This is a genomic window from Salmonella sp. 2018103, assembly GCF_026247685.1.
In the GTDB taxonomy this organism is placed as follows: domain Bacteria; phylum Pseudomonadota; class Gammaproteobacteria; order Enterobacterales; family Enterobacteriaceae; genus Salmonella; species Salmonella enterica.
Window position 1 is genome coordinate 201,829 of the sequence record NZ_CP111029.1, and the last position, 16,242, is coordinate 218,070.

17 protein-coding genes, 1 tRNA gene and 3 other RNA genes are annotated in these 16,242 nt (G+C 50.3%); 12 read left to right on the forward strand and 9 right to left on the reverse strand.

Annotated features, from left to right (window positions below):
• Nucleotides 1-184: 184 nt before the first annotated feature.
• Nucleotides 185-841, forward strand: coding sequence for a ScoMcrA-related endonuclease (locus OLG56_RS00940; protein ID WP_235596638.1), 657 nt, complete (start codon nt 185-187; stop codon nt 839-841).
• Nucleotides 842-888: 47 nt separating this feature from the next.
• Nucleotides 889-1,176: an HNH endonuclease gene (locus OLG56_RS00945; protein WP_235596639.1), complete on the forward strand. Its 288-nt coding sequence runs from the start codon at nt 889-891 to the stop codon at nt 1,174-1,176.
• 70 nt (nt 1,177-1,246) lie between these two features.
• On the opposite strand, the gene OLG56_RS00950 is transcribed toward OLG56_RS00945, so the two are convergent.
• The gene (locus OLG56_RS00950; protein WP_130559547.1) at nt 1,247-1,873 is read right to left on the reverse strand and encodes a hypothetical protein; all 627 of its coding nucleotides are present in this window, start codon (nt 1,871-1,873) and stop codon (nt 1,247-1,249) included.
• A 632-nt stretch (nt 1,874-2,505) separates the two neighbouring features.
• On the opposite strand from OLG56_RS00950, the gene OLG56_RS00955 reads away from it, so the two are divergent.
• Entirely contained in the window at nt 2,506-2,793 is a 288-nt protein-coding gene (locus OLG56_RS00955; RefSeq protein WP_000965886.1) for a type II toxin-antitoxin system TacA family antitoxin, read from the forward strand.
• A complete protein-coding gene (locus OLG56_RS00960; protein WP_000533909.1) occupies nt 2,781-3,266 on the forward strand; it encodes a GNAT family N-acetyltransferase in 486 nt (161 codons plus the stop codon). Before OLG56_RS00955 ends, OLG56_RS00960 begins: the two co-directional genes overlap by 13 nt.
• A gap of 371 nt (nt 3,267-3,637) precedes the next feature.
• Here OLG56_RS00960 and cueP read toward each other — a convergent pair whose 3' ends face one another.
• From cueP to OLG56_RS00975, 3 genes are all read right to left on the reverse strand, one after another.
• On the reverse strand, nt 3,638-4,177 hold the full coding sequence (gene cueP, locus OLG56_RS00965; protein WP_000047140.1) for a copper-binding periplasmic metallochaperone CueP: 540 nt from the start codon (nt 4,175-4,177) through the stop codon (nt 3,638-3,640).
• Nucleotides 4,178-4,349: 172 nt separating this feature from the next.
• Nucleotides 4,350-4,562, reverse strand: coding sequence for a transcription antiterminator/RNA stability regulator CspE (gene cspE, locus OLG56_RS00970; RefSeq protein WP_000014594.1), 213 nt, complete (start codon nt 4,560-4,562; stop codon nt 4,350-4,352).
• A 287-nt stretch (nt 4,563-4,849) separates the two neighbouring features.
• Entirely contained in the window at nt 4,850-5,140 is a 291-nt protein-coding gene (locus OLG56_RS00975) for an HTH-type transcriptional regulator (protein ID WP_000455790.1), read from the reverse strand.
• Nucleotides 5,141-5,578: 438 nt separating this feature from the next.
• On the opposite strand from OLG56_RS00975, the gene OLG56_RS00980 reads away from it, so the two are divergent.
• Nucleotides 5,579-6,289 (forward strand): DUF3053 domain-containing protein, encoded by a 711-nt coding sequence (locus tag OLG56_RS00980; RefSeq protein WP_000190524.1) that lies wholly within the window; start codon nt 5,579-5,581, stop codon nt 6,287-6,289.
• A gap of 49 nt (nt 6,290-6,338) precedes the next feature.
• Here OLG56_RS00980 and ghrB read toward each other — a convergent pair whose 3' ends face one another.
• The gene (gene ghrB, locus OLG56_RS00985; protein ID WP_000804678.1) at nt 6,339-7,313 is read right to left on the reverse strand and encodes a glyoxylate/hydroxypyruvate reductase GhrB; all 975 of its coding nucleotides are present in this window, start codon (nt 7,311-7,313) and stop codon (nt 6,339-6,341) included.
• A 218-nt stretch (nt 7,314-7,531) separates the two neighbouring features.
• Nucleotides 7,532-8,194: an OmpA family lipoprotein gene (locus OLG56_RS00990; protein ID WP_000747548.1), complete on the reverse strand. Its 663-nt coding sequence runs from the start codon at nt 8,192-8,194 to the stop codon at nt 7,532-7,534.
• A 152-nt stretch (nt 8,195-8,346) separates the two neighbouring features.
• Between OLG56_RS00990 and OLG56_RS00995 the strand changes: the two genes are divergently transcribed.
• Nucleotides 8,347-10,680 (forward strand): molybdopterin guanine dinucleotide-containing S/N-oxide reductase, encoded by a 2,334-nt coding sequence (locus tag OLG56_RS00995; protein WP_061377060.1) that lies wholly within the window; start codon nt 8,347-8,349, stop codon nt 10,678-10,680.
• Here the strand turns inward: OLG56_RS00995 and OLG56_RS01000 are convergent.
• Both OLG56_RS01000 and tag read right to left on the reverse strand, forming a co-directional pair.
• Nucleotides 10,649-11,089 carry an N-acetyltransferase gene (locus OLG56_RS01000; protein ID WP_000619902.1) on the reverse strand — a complete coding sequence of 147 codons (441 nt, stop codon included), beginning with the start codon at nt 11,087-11,089 and terminating at the stop codon, nt 10,649-10,651. The genes OLG56_RS00995 and OLG56_RS01000 overlap by 32 nt on opposite strands.
• The gene (tag, locus tag OLG56_RS01005) at nt 11,067-11,648 is read right to left on the reverse strand and encodes a DNA-3-methyladenine glycosylase I (protein WP_001188416.1); all 582 of its coding nucleotides are present in this window, start codon (nt 11,646-11,648) and stop codon (nt 11,067-11,069) included. The genes OLG56_RS01000 and tag overlap by 23 nt, the downstream gene beginning before the upstream one ends.
• Before the next feature lie 156 nt (nt 11,649-11,804).
• Between tag and OLG56_RS01010 the strand changes: the two genes are divergently transcribed.
• The 6 genes from OLG56_RS01010 to OLG56_RS01035 all read left to right on the forward strand — a co-directional run bounded on the left by OLG56_RS01010 (nt 11,805) and on the right by OLG56_RS01035 (nt 15,102).
• Nucleotides 11,805-12,509, forward strand: a complete 705-nt coding sequence (locus OLG56_RS01010; protein WP_000637073.1) for an autotransporter outer membrane beta-barrel domain-containing protein — start codon at nt 11,805-11,807, stop codon at nt 12,507-12,509.
• 230 nt (nt 12,510-12,739) lie between these two features.
• Entirely contained in the window at nt 12,740-14,431 is a 1,692-nt protein-coding gene (gene eptB, locus OLG56_RS01015) for a kdo(2)-lipid A phosphoethanolamine 7''-transferase (protein WP_001269257.1), read from the forward strand.
• Nucleotides 14,432-14,521: 90 nt separating this feature from the next.
• Nucleotides 14,522-14,598 (forward strand) — tRNA-Pro (locus OLG56_RS01020).
• Nucleotides 14,599-14,632: 34 nt separating this feature from the next.
• Nucleotides 14,633-14,766: non-coding RNA, RtT sRNA (locus OLG56_RS01025), on the forward strand.
• A gap of 35 nt (nt 14,767-14,801) precedes the next feature.
• Nucleotides 14,802-14,935, forward strand: a non-coding RNA gene (locus tag OLG56_RS01030) — RtT sRNA.
• A gap of 37 nt (nt 14,936-14,972) precedes the next feature.
• A non-coding RNA gene (locus tag OLG56_RS01035) (RtT sRNA) lies at nt 14,973-15,102 on the forward strand.
• On the opposite strand, the gene OLG56_RS01040 is transcribed toward OLG56_RS01035, so the two are convergent.
• Nucleotides 15,094-16,101, reverse strand: a complete 1,008-nt coding sequence (locus tag OLG56_RS01040) for a LacI family DNA-binding transcriptional regulator (protein WP_061377061.1) — start codon at nt 16,099-16,101, stop codon at nt 15,094-15,096. The two genes, OLG56_RS01035 and OLG56_RS01040, sit on opposite strands and share 9 nt — an antisense overlap.
• Nucleotides 16,102-16,242 lie beyond the last annotated feature (141 nt).

Consider the following 16,242-nt stretch of genomic DNA (forward strand, 5'->3'; position numbering starts at 1 on the left):
AAGGCCCGCAAAAAAATACAACCATTATAGAGAAATGGTTAAAACCATTAAGAAAGGCGACCTCATTTTTTTCTGTAGCCGTGGGGTAATAAATCATGTAGGATTTGCGCTCGCTTCGTCTATGTCAGAAACTGACAAAACAGGTGAGATCTGGAAGGTGAAGATTAAATCTTATTAGTTGGAAATGCCAATAGAGATTAGTAATCACAGTGAATATCTATTAGAAAAAAGAGCAGAGAAGTATTCGCCAATCACTTATTTAGGCACCGTACATCAAGGCTATTGCTCAGTAATTAGCAAGGTAATTGCATGGTATTTACTTTCAAGGGCAGGAGTATATTATAAAAATAACAGTATAGTTGAATTAGAAAAATCTATAGGATACAGAGATACGAAATCGGTAAGCCATAGAGTTTCAAACTTAAATGCTTTGATGTCTTCTCTCTCTAGAGAGAACATTTTAGACACACTAGATAAGTTTGGTGAGTTGATATATTCTGATTATAAATACCAAAACTCTACAACCTATGACCTGGAATATGATGGAGTTAGATATCCACCTAAAGTCATTTTTGGTATTTCAGCTATTGCATTGATTAATAGACCTTTGTTTGCTGATGAGTTTAGCGGAGGAGTCAATTCACCTTGTTTTCATATATTAGAAGCACTTGGTTTTAACATCGTTAAAAAGAATAAATCTAGTGATGGCAATGAATTTGAAGATATTGATTTTCTAATCAATGATATTGAAATGATTGGAAATGACGATTCACTCTCGGTAACAGAACGCGAACAGCTTATAGCGCACGTAAAGGTCAAGGAAAGTACAGAAAAGAATTAATTAAACTATATGGGAAATGCATCGTTACTGGTATTCCGTATGAATTTATGCTTAGAGCAAGCCACATCAAGCCCTGGAGAGTATCAAATAATAAAGAACGTCTTGACCCTTTTAATGGTTTTTTACTTTCTTCAAATGTGGATATTTTATTTGATAAAGGTTTCTTGAGCTTTGAAAATAGTGGTGAGTTAATTTTATGCGATGAGTTAAAAAATGAATTCACGCTTCGTCTTTTGGGAATCGACTTACGCAAAAAAGTGATGATACCCCTAGGCACTTTCCAATATCTAGATTGGCATCGTAAAAATGTTTTTGGACGATGCAAAGGAAAATAAACCCCAATGCCTTTGAGTCAGTATATATTTAAAATATACTGACTTGATTGTGTTAGAACCAAATCCCACATTAGAATTTTGGCTGTTTTGATTTGTCATAACAGCTTTTGGAAAATGAGGCCTCGTTATCCATATAGGCAATACTTGTTAAAACCACTTTACATGTTAAATTGCCAACACTAAAATCTTTGGATTTTCCCAGTTCGAGAGTGTAAGGTTCATTATCGAATTGCCCCTCTACGGTAGTGCTATAAACATTTTGCGCGGATATATATAAATTATTTTCTGTTAATGCATAAGATTTGCCTCTTTTTAATATAAAATCATCATGTTTTGATACAACCGTTTGTAAGTATTCATTGGCAGAGTTTAAAGCGGCTTCTGTTTTCATCATCTTGGATCTGATATCTTTGTTTTCGAGTTTTAACTTATCATTTTCTAACTCTAAATAATTCAACCTGTTTCTTTCGTCTATTCTTAAATTAAGAGATTCAACTGATTTATTTATTTTTAATAAAGTCTCAGGTAGCTTCCATTCATTTGATTTTTCATATGCTGAAATTTGATTATTTAAATCATTTATAGTTTCGGAATAGGTATAGTCAAAAAAAGTCCAAAGACCACCTATGGTAGTTAAAAAAAGACCAGTAACGTATTTGGGGTTCCACCCGCTACTATTTTTATCAGTAGGTTCCATGTCAACAATTCTCAAATGTTAAATTAAATAGAATATATCATTTGAACTCTAAGACAATCAATAACATATACTTAAAGTGTTGCATCCCGTGGGCTTCTGCGGCAACCAGGAGAATGCCTTTGACTAATTCGTCTCTCCGGCTCCGCCAGATTAGTAACGCGCTGGCAAAACCTCAGAAAATCGAGCCCATGTAAATTTGACGTTATGTCCTGCTGTGACTTAGTAGCTACCTTATGCTTGTTGGGCTTTGTTAATTTATCTGACTAAATTTTAAATATTCTGATCAATCTAGGGGAGCTTAAACTACCCGATACTAGGATCGGCATGAGGTTTTCAAGAGATCCTCCATCAACCCAACCCGATTCTGATCCGGATATGCAATCATCGCTTCATAATACCCATCCCCGGTCATGCGTGGTGGGCTTAGTAGTACTCCGTTCAGACACGCCAACTCCACCATCTGTTGTGGTAGACTGAATTTGGCCTAACCAGCTCCCCGTTGATTAACATAGACTGCTCATTCAGCGTCCGCTGCTGGCACAAAGCGGACATCAGTATTCAAAAAATGAAAAACGACGACTTGATGTATATCGTTTGCTATACATGGTGGTTGTGCTATCATTGTAAAGCAAATGCTATACAAGGGGTGTCTCATGAAATCAGATGTTCAACTTAACCTTAGAGCTAAGGAATCGCAGCGGGCGCTCATTGATGCAGCTGCGGAAATCCTTCACAAGTCACGTACAGATTTCATTCTGGAAACGGCCTGCCAGGCTGCCGAGAAAGTGATCCTTGACCGCCGTGTATTTAACTTTAACGATGAGCAATATGAGGAGTTCATCAATCTGCTTGATGCACCGGTCGCAGATGATCCCGTTATCGAAAAACTGCTGGCAAGGAAACCTCAGTGGGACGTGTAACAGCACCAGAACCTTTGTCCGCTTTTCATCAGGTAGCTGAGTTCGTCAGCGGTGAAGCTGTGCTCGATGACTGGTTGAAGCAAAAGGGCCTCAAAAACCAGGCTCTCGGAGCGGCCAGAACATTTGTGGTGTGCAAGAAAGACACGAAGCAAGTAGCCGGTTTTTACTCTCTGGCCACCGGTAGCGTCAACCATACAGAAGCGACAGGCAACCTTCGGCGTAACATGCCAGATCCCATCCCTGTCATTATACTTGCCCGTCTTGCTGTCGATCTCTCATTCCATGGAAAAGGGCTTGGTGCTGATTTACTTCATGATGCAGTGCTTCGTTGCTATCGGGTTGCCGAGAATATTGGTGTACGTGCAATCATGGTTCATGCACTTACCGAAGAAGCCAAAAATTTCTACATTCACCATGGTTTCAAATCATCACAAACTCAGCAGCGAACTTTGTTCCTTAGGCTCCCTCAATAGAATGCAAAGACTGTTACGTTCAAATCGCTATAAGCGATAATTTGATAGAACGTCTAAGGTTAAATTCAGGAAGAATACGACGAACAAAATATTGATGAGACAGGAATCCGCGTGATGCAAGAAAGCAACGGAATGGATATTCCGATTGCGGACAATGTTATTTAGTTATAGCCAGAAACAAAAAAGAGCCCATGTATTAAATGGACTCTTTCTCTGATGCCTCGGTTAATCTGTCCAGGTTTTTGGGGTCAGTACAAAGTGAGCCCACCTCTGCCATTCTTGTGGCGTTATGCATTCTCAAGGCACCCTGTTAATTTTATCTTGTTGGCGCTTTGTAGGCCCGATAACCCATTATGTTATCGGGCATTTTTTTAACGTAATGGTAATTCCGTCAGACAGGTCTGGCTGTCATCTCTGGTGGCAATGGCATGTGACGCCGTTTTACCGTTGTAGCTTACTTCCAGCGTCCCTTCCATATTGCGCGGTAGCCAAACACCGATAAATCCGTTTCGATAGCTTTGCATCTCTTTTTGTACGATGACAGCGCCTTTACTGTCTGTCACTTTTACAGTGAACGGTTTATTCGGCATTTCTCCCTGACAGCCGGAAAGGCTGTGGTTAAAACAGGGGTGTGTCCGCCATTCATAGGGCGCAAAAGAGAGATAGAATTTGTCGCCTAACGGTAGCGTATAAATCTGCTCTCCGTCAGATAATTTGAGCTCGGTACTGGTAATCGACGCGGAGTAAGGCAAAGGACGGCTCTGCGGCGTCTGATCAATCGTATCCACGATCTGCTCAACCGTTTTTCCCGCCAGCCCATGTTGCGCCAGAAAAGCGGATTCTGCGGATGCCGCAAGCGCGGAGCCGCTGGCGCATAAACCCAAAAGTAATAACCATGATGATTTCGACATAACTTCAATTCCTTGTGAACAATCTCCCTGCCTACTATAGGGGTTCCCCTAAGGGAAAGGTCAAAGGAACGCAGGGTAAAGTAATGCAAAGTTATGCTGGGGGAGAGGGGGAATTGGAATAAAAAAAATCCCCGCCATCAGGCAGGGATTCAAAATTCTGAGCTTTTTAAGCTTACAGGCTGGTTACGTTACCAGCTGCCGGGCCTTTAGCGCCGCTTTCGATGGTGAAGGAAACTTTCTGACCTTCGTCCAGAGATTTGTAACCATCGTTCTGAATAGCGGAGAAGTGTACAAACACGTCTTTAGAACCGTCATCAGGAGTAATAAAGCCGAAGCCTTTATCAGCGTTGAACCATTTTACGATACCAGTCATTTTACCGGACATAGTGTATTACCTTTTAAAAAATAAGTGTGCCTTTCGGCGTTATGGCGTGCTTTACAGATTTTTTAAGCGTTAAGGAAATGCGCACTACGAGGGGTATCTAATGGATAACTCTTGAAGGGACTTGCCTTACTAAACTGCTTTAATGGTCTGTACGTCAAACCGTTGAGCACATTAACTCATGTAATGCCGGGCGATGCAACTTTTATTTTACTTTATTTCTCCAGGTCAGGAATCGGGCGGGGAAAACGGTCCTTACGCAGGACCGTTAAAACAGAGAGGGGTAAAAATTACTCCATCAATTGCTTACTTAAGCGTGGGTTCGCCTGTATCAGGCGCATCAATTTGAGCTCTGCTGGCGTGGGTTTTTCGCGTTTCGATTCCCATTCCTGAACCATGGCAACCGTTACGCCCAGCGCTCTGGCGAATTCATCTGTTTTTAGTCCCGTCCCTCTCCGTAACTGTTCAAATTCGGTAAAAGGATTGGGTTTTTGCGTCAGGGTGATCTTTCGCGTTTCATCTTTAAAAACAATTTGTTCCAGGCTGCTCAGCAGCTCAAACATCGGATCTTTATATTCCATTGAGAACTCCTGTAAATCACACAGCGGGATCGTGAAGTGCATCGAAGCCTCTTAAGAATAGTCGGGAAACTTGCGGGTGGGGGGCGACGCGCCGCCAGGAAGCGCTATTGATTCGTTTCGATGCCTTACGCTACGCGACTTTTAGGACGCTAACAATTTGATCCAGGAAGGTATATCCGTCTTTCAGAAAATAATTGTAAAGATTAAAAAAATATTACATTCCCCGCTGGAAAGCTCTCTTGCCGCGTTTTTTATCGCAGTGTCAGGTCAAAAATTAACAATAAAATAACAAATTAAGCATTGATGCAGATAAACATAATTTTCCGCTACAAGATCGCGTGGAAAGGGTATCCTGCAAGCCTGACCTGGACTATCCTTGTAAGCCGTCAGGCACGCAGGTGTCGTTGTGCGCATTTTTGGGTGAAAGGAGTATTAACAATGGCGACAGGTAAGTCCTGCTCTCGCTGGTTTGCGCCTGTTGTGGCGTTATTAATGGTGTTTAGCCTGAGCGGGTGTTTTGATAAAGAAGGCGATCAGCGCAAAGCGTTTGTCGATTTCCTGCAGAATACAGCAATGCGTAGCGGAGAGCGTTTACCAACGCTGACGGCCGATCAGAAAAAACAGTTTGGTCCGTTCGTGTCTGATTACGCGATACTGTATGGCTACTCGCAGCAGGTAAACCAGGCGATGGATTCCGGTCTGCGCCCGGTGGTCGATAGCGTTAACGCCATCCGCGTTCCGCAGGATTATATGACGCAACGTGAGCCGCTGCGGCAGGCAAATGGTTCGTTAGGCGTGCTGGCGCAACAGTTGCAGAATGCAAAACTGCAGGCTGATGCCGCGCATGGCGCGTTAAAGCAGGCCGATGACCTGAAGCCTGTGTTTGATCAGGTCTACAAAAAAGTGGTCACCGTGCCGGCAGATGCTTTGCAGCCGCTGATCCCGGCGGCGCAGATCTTTACGCAGCAGTTGGTACAAGTGGGCGATTATATTGCGCAACAGGGCGAGCAGGTGAGCTTTGTCGCGAACGGCATTCAGTTCCCGACCTCACAGCAGGCCAGCCAATATAATGCGCTGATTGGGCCGTTGGCCTCGCAGCATCAGGCGTTTAATCAGGCCTGGACGGCGGCGGTAAACGCGACTCAGTAATGACAGTCTGCCCGATAAGCGCAAGCCAGCGCTTATCGGGCCTGTAGCGTTATCCCGCCGCCTGCGGATTGACGCAGTTCTTCTCTATTTTTCCCTGCAGCGCATCAATCAAATTATCCACCGCACAGGCCATCATGTTATAGCGCGTCTCATGCGTTGCCGAGCCAATATGCGGTACCGCGACGACATTAGACATGTTCAGCAAGGGCGAATCCACGGATAGCGGTTCCTGTTCAAAAACATCCAGACCTGCCGCATATATTTCACCGTTTTGCAGCGCGGCAATCAGCGCGTTTTCATCGACCACCGGGCCGCGTCCGGCATTAATAAAAATGGCGGACGATTTCATTCTGGCAAACTGTGTTGCGCCAAACAGATGTCGCGTTTCTGCCGTTAGCGGCAGGATCACGCAGACAAAATCAGCCTCCTGCAACAGCGTATCCAGATCGCAGTAGCGGGCGTTAAAACGGTCTTCCGCCTCCTGATGCCGCCGACGGGCGTGATAGAGAACCGGCATGGTAAACCCAAAGTGCGCTCGCTGCGCCAGCGCCATCCCGATACGCCCCATCCCAACGATACCGAGTGTTTTGTGATGCACATCGACGCCAAACCACGCCGGGCCAATGCTTTCTGTCCATTCACCCGCTTTAACCCGTTCTGCGACGTCCACCACGCGGCGGGCAGTGGCCAGCATCAACGCCATCACCGTATCGGCAACGGTTTCCGTCAAAACGGCAGGCGTGTGCATCAGGACTATTTTGCGGGCAGTAAGGGCGTCCACCTCGACATTATCGTATCCCACCGAGATGGTCGACGCCGCGCGTAGCGCCGGCATTTTTTCCAGCAGCGCGCGGTTAACGGTTTCGCTGGCGCCCAGAAGGCCTTGCGCGCTGGCAAATGCCTGCGCGTGTCGCGCGACCGTTTCCGGATGCAGGTTCGGTACCTGGGTGACGGTAAAATGCGCCTCCAGGCGATGCAGCAAATCATCAGGCAGGGTTTTGTAGAGAATGATGGACGGCTTCATGCGACTCTCCGTAAATCAAAAGGTAAGCGCGGCATGCGCCAACCGGAACAGGCTTATTATTAACCCGTTTAGCCATCATCGACCAGCCAATTTCCCCGCTGTCGGCAGCCGTGTCGTGGTAAATAATGAATGAATACCGAGTAATGCGCGATGTATCCGGTCTGGAGAGGGAATAATGCAGGCCGGGTAAAGCATACCGCTTTACCCGGTACGGTAGTTTACTGCAATGGACTCAAGGTAATTTCGACGCGGCGGTTTTGCGCCTTACCTTCTGCCGTACTGTTGCTGGCGATCGGGTTCGCCGGCCCCATTCCGCTGGTACGGATACGGCTGGCGTCGACGCCCTGGGTGATCAGCGAGCTGGCGACGGAGTCAGCACGCTGCTGCGACAGACGCATATTCAGATCGTGGCTACCGGTACTGTCGGTGTAGCCCACCACATTGACGGCGGTCTTGGGATACTCTTTCAGCACCATCGCCACGCCGGTCAGCGTGTTAGCGCCTGCCGGTTTCAGCGTCGCGCTGCTGCTGTCGAAGGTGACATTATTCGGCATATTCAGAATGATATTATCGCCGCTTCGCGTCACGCTAACGCCTGTGCCCCGCATTTTGTCACGCAGTTTCGCTTCTTGTACGTCCATGTAGTAACCCACGCCGCCGCCCAGCGCCGCGCCAGCCGCCGCGCCAATCAGCGCGCCTTTACCGCGATCTTTTTTGGAGGAGGAGAGCGCGCCGATGCCTGCGCCGACCAGCGATCCAATACCCGCGCCAATGCCGGATTTACCTGCTTCGCGTTCGCCGGTGTAAGGGTTTGTTGTGCAGCCAGATACTGCCAGGGCGCCGCTCACGATGGCAGCAATCACAAATACACGTTTTTTCATCTTAAATCCTTATCACTTTTTTATTTTTACCACAGCGACCGTGGCGGTTGATTATGACGTCTGCACATGAAGAAAATTCCAGGGAAAACTCTGAAATTTGTAAGTAACATTGATCGGCAAAATAAATAATCCCAATAATTCAGGAGCGAACCTTGACCCACGCACCATCGCGTCATTCGGTATTGACCGCCGCACACTGGGGGCCAGTCCGCGTTGAAACCGACGGAGAACGCATTTTTGCCTCGTATGGCGAACTCCCGACGGCACACCAAAACTCCCTGCAAACCGTTGTGCATGACCAGGTGCACAGTAAAACGCGGGTTCGCTTCCCGATGGTGCGTAAAGGGTTCCTGGCTTCTCCCGATAAGCCGCAAGGCATACGCGGGCAGGATGAGTTTGTTCGCGTAAGTTGGGATGACGCGCTGGATCTGATCCACGCTCAGCACAAACGTATTCGCGAAAGTTATGGGCCATCGTCCATCTTCGCCGGCTCCTACGGTTGGCGTTCGAACGGCGTATTGCATAAAGCGGCTACGCTATTGCAGCGTTACATGGCGCTGGCGGGAGGGTATACCGGCCATCTTGGCGATTATTCCACCGGCGCGGCGCAGGCTATCATGCCTTATGTAGTGGGTGGCAACGAGGTTTACCAGCAGCAGACTAGCTGGCCGGTGGTGCTGGAACACAGCGAGGTGGTGGTGCTCTGGAGCGCGAACCCGCTGAATACTCTGAAAATTGCCTGGAACGCCTCGGATGAACAGGGGCTCGACTATTTTGCGGCGTTGCGACAAAGCGGCAAACGCCTGATCTGCATCGATCCAATGCGATCGGAAAGCGTCGACTTTTTTGGCGATAAGATGGAGTGGATCGCCCCGCATATGGGCACCGATGTGGCGTTAATGTTGGGGATCGCCCATACGCTGGTGGAAAACGATTGGCAGGATGAAGCGTTCCTTGCCCGCTGCACGACGGGTTATGACCGTTTCGCCGACTATCTTTTGGGCAAGACCGACGGTACGGCCAAAACAGCGGAATGGGCGGCGGAAATTTGCGGCGTTTCTGCGGTGAAAATTCGTGAACTGGCGGAAATATTTCATCATAACACCACCATGTTGATGGCCGGTTGGGGAATGCAGCGTCAGCAGTTCGGCGAGCAAAAGCACTGGATGATCGTCACGCTGGCCGCAATGCTGGGGCAAATTGGTACGCCTGGCGGCGGGTTTGGTTTTTCTTATCATTTTGCTAACGGCGGAAACCCGACGCGCCGCGCCGCCGTGTTAGCCTCGATGCAGGGAAGCATCCCTGGCGGGGTCGATGCGGTAGATAAAATACCGGTGGCGCGTATTGTCGAGGCGCTGGAAAACCCCGGTGGGTTTTACCAACACAATGGGATGGATCGCCGCTTCCCGGATATTCGTTTTATCTGGTGGGCGGGCGGCGCGAACTTTACCCATCATCAGGATACCAACCGTCTGATTCGCGCGTGGCAAAAACCGGAACTGGTCGTTATCTCAGAATGTTTCTGGACGGCCGCCGCGAAACACGCGGATATTGTTCTGCCTGCGACCACCAGCTATGAGCGTAACGATTTAACCATGACCGGCGACTATAGCAATCAGCATTTGGCGCCGATGAAGCAGGTCGTGTCGCCCCGGTGGGAGGCGCGGAATGATTTTGACGTTTTTGCTGAACTGAGCGAACGGTGGGAAGCCGGCGGTTACGCTCGGTTCACCGAAGGAAAAAGTGAGCTGGCGTGGCTGGAGACTTTCTACAATATTGCCGCCCAGCGTGGCGCCAGCCAGGGGGTGACGCTGCCGCCGTTTACCGCATTCTGGCAGGCTAACCGTTTACTGGAGATGCCGGAAAATCCTGCCAACGCGCAGTTTGTGCGCTTCGCGGATTTTCGCCGCGATCCTGATAACCATCCGCTAAAAACGGCCAGCGGCAAAATCGAAATCTATTCTGCGCGCATTGCCAGCTATGGTTACGCGGATTGTCCCGGCCATCCGATGTGGCTGGTGCCGGATGAGTGGCACGGGAACGCTGATGCGGGGCAGGTTCAGCTACTTTCCGCGCATCCGGCGCACCGTCTGCATAGCCAGCTTAACTACAGTTCGTTACGGGAGCGGTATGCGGTAGCCGGACGCGAACCGGTGACGATTCATCCGCAGGATGCGACAACGCGCGGAATCGTCGATGGCGATACGGTACGCGTCTGGAATCATCGCGGGCAGGTTCTGGCGGGCGCGGTCGTTACCGACGGAATTCGGCCTGGCGTGATCTGTATTCACGAAGGCGCATGGCCGGACCCTGAACCTACCGCAGGCGGCATATGCAAAAACGGCGCGGTAAACGTCCTGACAAAAGATCTTCCCAGTTCCCGGCTGGGGAACGGTTGTGCGGGCAACACCGCGCTGGTCTGGTTTGAGAAATATACCGGCCCGGCGCTACCGCTTACGGCGTTTGATCCGCCTGCCAACTCATAATCCAGGTGGGGTGGGCGGTATCCTCCTGCCAGGCGCTATCTTCAATACGAAAACCAAGCGCATGGTAGAAGTTTACGGCGGATTGATTTTTCTGGTAAACCTCAAGGCTCAGCAGAGGAAAACGTTGCTGGACATATTCCAGAAGCGCTTTGCCAATGCCGTGTCTTAACGCGTCGGGGGCGACAAACAGCGCCCCGACAAAACGGGCTTCCAGTACGCTGACGAAGCCTTTCAGTTGTCCATTTTCCTCCCATACCCAGGTTTGCGCGGCGGGTAAATAGACGTCGCGTACAATTGCTTCGCTCTCGTGCCAGTAACGTTCTTCGATAAAGGGATGGGCATAAATGGTACTTTTCATCCACAGCGCCAGAATAGACGCCATGTCTTCACTCTGGGATTTGCGAATCATGTTTTTCTCCCGGATGGCAAAAACAGCCGGTAATATGGTCGTTGACCAGTCCGCACGCCTGCATAAAGGAGTAACAGATAGTCGTACCGACAAACTTGAAACCGCGTTTTTTTAATGCCTTAGCAAGCGCATCGGACGCAGGTGTTGAGGTAGGGATCTCATCCAGGCTGGCCGCCTGGGTGATCTGCGGCTGGCCATCAACGAATGACCAGACAAAATCGGCGAAAGACTCGCCGTTTTGCTCCATCGCAAGCCAGGCGCGGGCGTTACTGATAATGGCCTGAATTTTACCGCGATGTCGTATGATGCCCGTGTTCTGCAGCAGGCGTTCAACATCCTCCTCCTGCATAGCTGCGATGCGTACCGGGTCAAACTGATGAAAACAGGCGCGGTAGTTCTCCCTCTTTTTAAGCACGGTGATCCAGGATAAACCGGCCTGTTGACCTTCAAGACAGATCATTTCAAACAGCTTTCTGCTATCGGTTTCCGGCACGCCCCACTCGTTATCATGATAGGCAATATAAAGGGGGTCCTGGCTGACCCAGTCGCAACGCTGCATAGACTTCCTCGTTATTGTGGTTACCGCGAAAATTTCCTTCAACCCGCCTTGACGGGCCCGCTAAAAGGACAATAGTTAATACAGGGCTGATGCCCGACATCCTTCATTCAATGACAATAATATCGCCGAATTCGGCTCTACTCTGGAGTCGCGTTGATGATTGTAAGAAAACGCCGTGGTCGCCGGACATTGCGTTGTCTGGCGGGCCTTATGGCCTGCTCGTTTTTTATCAATACCACGTATGCCTGGCAACAAGAATATATCGCTGAAGCGGCTCCGGGGCATACGACGGAACGCTATACCTGGGACAGCGATCACCAACCGAATTACAACGACATACTGGCCGAACGTATTCAGTCTACGCAAAATACGGTGGGTCCGGTGCTTAGCCTGGCGGATGAAACCCCGCTTGATGCGACCAGCGGTATCAGTATGGGCTGGAATTTTCCGCTTTCCCGACGCGTGACCACTGGGCCGGTCGCGGCGTTGCATTACGACGGTTCGACGTCATCAATGTATAACGAATATGGCGATAGCGCGACGACATTAGCGCTTACCGATCCGTTATGGCACGCCAGCGTCAGTACGTTAGGCTGGCGGGTAAACTCGCAGTTCGGCGATGTCCGTCCCTGGGCGCAAATTAGCTATAACCAACAGTTTGGGGAAAATATCTGGAAAGCGCAGTCCGGGTTGAGTCGTATGACCGCAGGAAATCAGGCGGGAAACTGGCTGGATGTCACCGTAGGCGCGGACGTGTTACTTAACCCGCACATGGCGGCGTATGCGGCATTTTCCCAGGCGGAAAATAGCGCTACGGATAGCGATTATTTGTATACCCTGGGGGTGAGCGCTCGCTTTTAACGAGATAAACCGCCGCCTGGACTTATTAGAAGTTCATCTAATACCCTGTCTATATATTTACAAAAATATATAGGTCAATCACATTCTCTATAGACACTTTTTGCGCTTCCTGTGGTCTACTTAGCCGCGCTTGTAGACTTTCTCACATCTGCGTTAGCCGCATATTTACCTGTTTGATTAAAGAATCGTTGTACAGGTCGTTTTTATCCCGATTCCCAGGGTTTGTTTGCATGAGATACATTAAATCGATGACGCAACAGAAACTTAGTTTCTTGCTTGCGCTCTATATCGGTCTGTTTATGAATTGCGCCGTGTTTTACCGCCGTTTCGGCAGTTATGCGCAAGAATTTACCATTTGGAAAGGCCTCTCCGCAGTTGTCGAACTTGGCGCCACGGTGCTGGTCACTTTCTTCTTACTTCGTCTTCTTTCACTGTTTGGCCGACGCGTCTGGCGCGTGCTGGCCACGCTGGTGGTGCTGTTTTCCGCTGGCGCCAGTTATTACATGACCTTCCTGAACGTGGTGATTGGCTACGGCATTATTGCGTCTGTTATGACCACCGATATCGATCTCTCGAAAGAGGTGGTGGGGCTGCACTTCGTATTGTGGCTGATTGCCGTGAGCGTGCTTCCGCTCATCTTTATCTGGAGTAACCACTGTCGCTACACGTTGTTGCGCCAGCTACGTACGCCGGGGCAGCGTTTTCGCAGCGCCGCTGTAGTGGTACTCGCAGGCGTAATGGTGTGGGCGCCTATCCGCCTGCTGGATATACAGCAAAAAAAGGTTGAACGGGCGACAGGTATCGACTTACCCAGCTATGGCGGCGTGGTGGCGAACTCCTATCTGCCTTCAAACTGGTTATCTGCGTTAGGGCTGTATGCCTGGGCGCAAGTAGATGAGTCGTCGGACAATAATTCGTTAATAAACCCGGCCAGGAAATTTACCTATGTTGCGCCGAAGGATGGCGATGACACCTACGTCGTTTTCATTATCGGTGAGACGACCCGTTGGGATCACATGGGGATTTTCGGCTACGAGCGTAATACCACGCCGAAGCTGGCGCAGGAAAAAAATCTGGCGGCGTTCCGCGGCTATTCTTGCGATACCGCGACGAAGCTTTCTTTACGCTGTATGTTTGTACGGGAAGGCGGGGCGGATAATAACCCGCAGCGTACGTTAAAAGAGCAGAATGTTTTTGCCGTACTCAAACAGCTCGGATTCAGTTCCGATCTGTATGCCATGCAGAGCGAGATGTGGTTCTATAGCAATACCATGGCGGATAATATCTCCTACCGCGAGCAGATCGGCGCCGAGCCGCGTAACCGTGGTAAAACGGTTGATGACATGCTGTTGATTGATGAGATGCAGAACTCGCTTGCCCAGAACCCGGAGGGTAAGCATCTGATTATCCTGCATACTAAGGGGTCGCATTTTAACTATACGCAACGTTATCCGCGCAGCTACGCTCAGTGGAAGCCCGAATGTATTGGGGTCGATAGCGGCTGCACGAAAGCGCAGATGATCAACTCTTACGATAACTCCGTGACCTATGTGGATCACTTTATTACCAGTGTGTTCGATCAGCTACGTGATAAAAAAGCGATTGTGTTCTACGCGGCTGACCACGGCGAGTCGATTAACGAACGTGAACATTTGCACGGTACGCCGCGCAATATGGCGCCGCCGGAGCAATTCCGTGTTCCGATGCTGGTATGGATGTCGGATAAATATCTTGCCAGTCCGCAACATGCGCAGATGTTCGCTCACCTGAAACAGCAGGCGGAGATCAAAGTGCCGCGTCGTCATGTGGAGCTGTACGATACGATAATGGGCTGCCTGGGGTATACATCGCCGGATGGCGGCATTAACCAGAACAACAACTGGTGCCATATTCCCGATGCGCAGAAAGTCGCCGCGAAGTAGGTTGTCTGCCGACTTTCTCGCCGATTGAATTGTATTTTGCGACTAAGGGATTGACGGGCGTGCGCCTGAGCAGTAAGATGCGCCCGCATTCGGTGATTGGCGCAGCCTGGTAGCGCACTTCGTTCGGGACGAAGGGGTCGGAGGTTCGAATCCTCTATCACCGACCAAATTCAGAAACCCTGCTCAACGAGCAGGGTTTTTTGTATCTGAAGCCTGACGAGGATGAGAACCTCCGGGGGCAAGAGGTTCGACTCGAGCGCAGCGAGAGAACGTTGCGTCAGCAACGGCCCGCAGGGCGAGCCACGCAGTGGCGAGTCATCCTCTATCACCGACCAAATTCAGAAACCCTGCTCAGCGAGCAGGGTTTTTTTGTATCTGAAGCCTGACGAGGATGAGAACCTCCGGGGGCAAGAGGTTCGACCCGAGCGCAGCGAGAGAACGTTGCGTCAGCAACGGCCCGCAGGGCGAGCCACGCAGTGGCGAGTCATCCTCTATCACCGACCAAATTCAGAAACCCTGCTCAACGAGCAGGGTTTTTTGCATCTGAAGCCTGACGAGGATGAGAACCTCCGGGGGCAAGAGGTTCGACTCGAGCGCAGCGAGAGAACGTTGCGTCAGCAACGGCCCGCAGGGCGAGCCACGCAGTGGCGAGTCATCCTCTATCACCAGCAGGTTGACGCTCGCACCACCAGTTCAGGCATGATCCCGTCGCTGTGACTGACCTTCTTGCCCGCCAGCAAATCAAATAATAGCGTGATTGCCTGTCGCGCCACCTCATCAAGATGCATATTCACTGCCGTCAGCGGCGGCAGCGATTCGCGCGCGCGGATACCGTCATAGCGGGTAACCACTCGCATTTGTTCAGGTATGGCGATGTCTTGTTCCTGAAAAGCGCGTATCGCGCCGCTGGCAAAGGTATCGATCAGCACCAGCACGCCGTCAACGTCGGGATGCGCCTGTAATAGCTGCTGCGCGGCCTGGTAGCCGGCATTTTCACCCTCGCTTTCATTGAGAGAGTAGACGACGGGGTCCTGGCGCCCCGCGCACCAGCGCTGGTAAGCCGCTTCGCTCTCCTGAACTGATGTTCGCCGAGTGTTACCGACAAATAACGCACATTTGCTGGCGCCGGAGGCCTCCAGATGCGTTAGCAGAAGCTGTGCTGTTGCCGCCGAGTGCAGCTCAACCCACGGCACAGGCGTGTCGGTGCCCGGCGTGCGGCCAATGGTGACGCAGGGAATGCCCGCTTGCGCCAGCGCCTGGAGCTGCGGGTCGTTCTCCGCCGGCTCAATCAGGATCGCCGCGTCAAAGCTGACGGCATCCAGTGGATTTGCCCCCGGCGGCACCAGAATCAGCGCATGCTGTTTTTCCAGCGCCATCATCGCGGACGTTAACGCCACCTCCATCATAAATCCCAGTCGTGACGCACCGGAGGCAATCGCCAGCGGCACCGAAGAGAGCAAGGCAATGGTATTGGTTTTGCCGGTTCGCAACTGGCGGGCGCGAATATTCGGCGTGTAGTTGAGCGCAACAATGGCCTCTTCAATACGCCGTCGCGTCTGCGGCTCGACAAAGCGGGTGTTGTGCAAGGCATTGGATACCGTCCCTGGCGACACGCCTGCATGGCGGGCAACATCAATCAACTTTGCGCGTTTTTTATTTTGAACAGCCATCTGCTTCCTGACCTTCGAAAGTTTGCGCACAGGGTAGCATATTTACCAGACGGTAACGTTTGCTTTTTTTCGGTGAGGATCGTAAAAAACTCTTCATTAAAACGTTTTAATGGGGTATTTTGGCGCAAATTTATTCCTCAG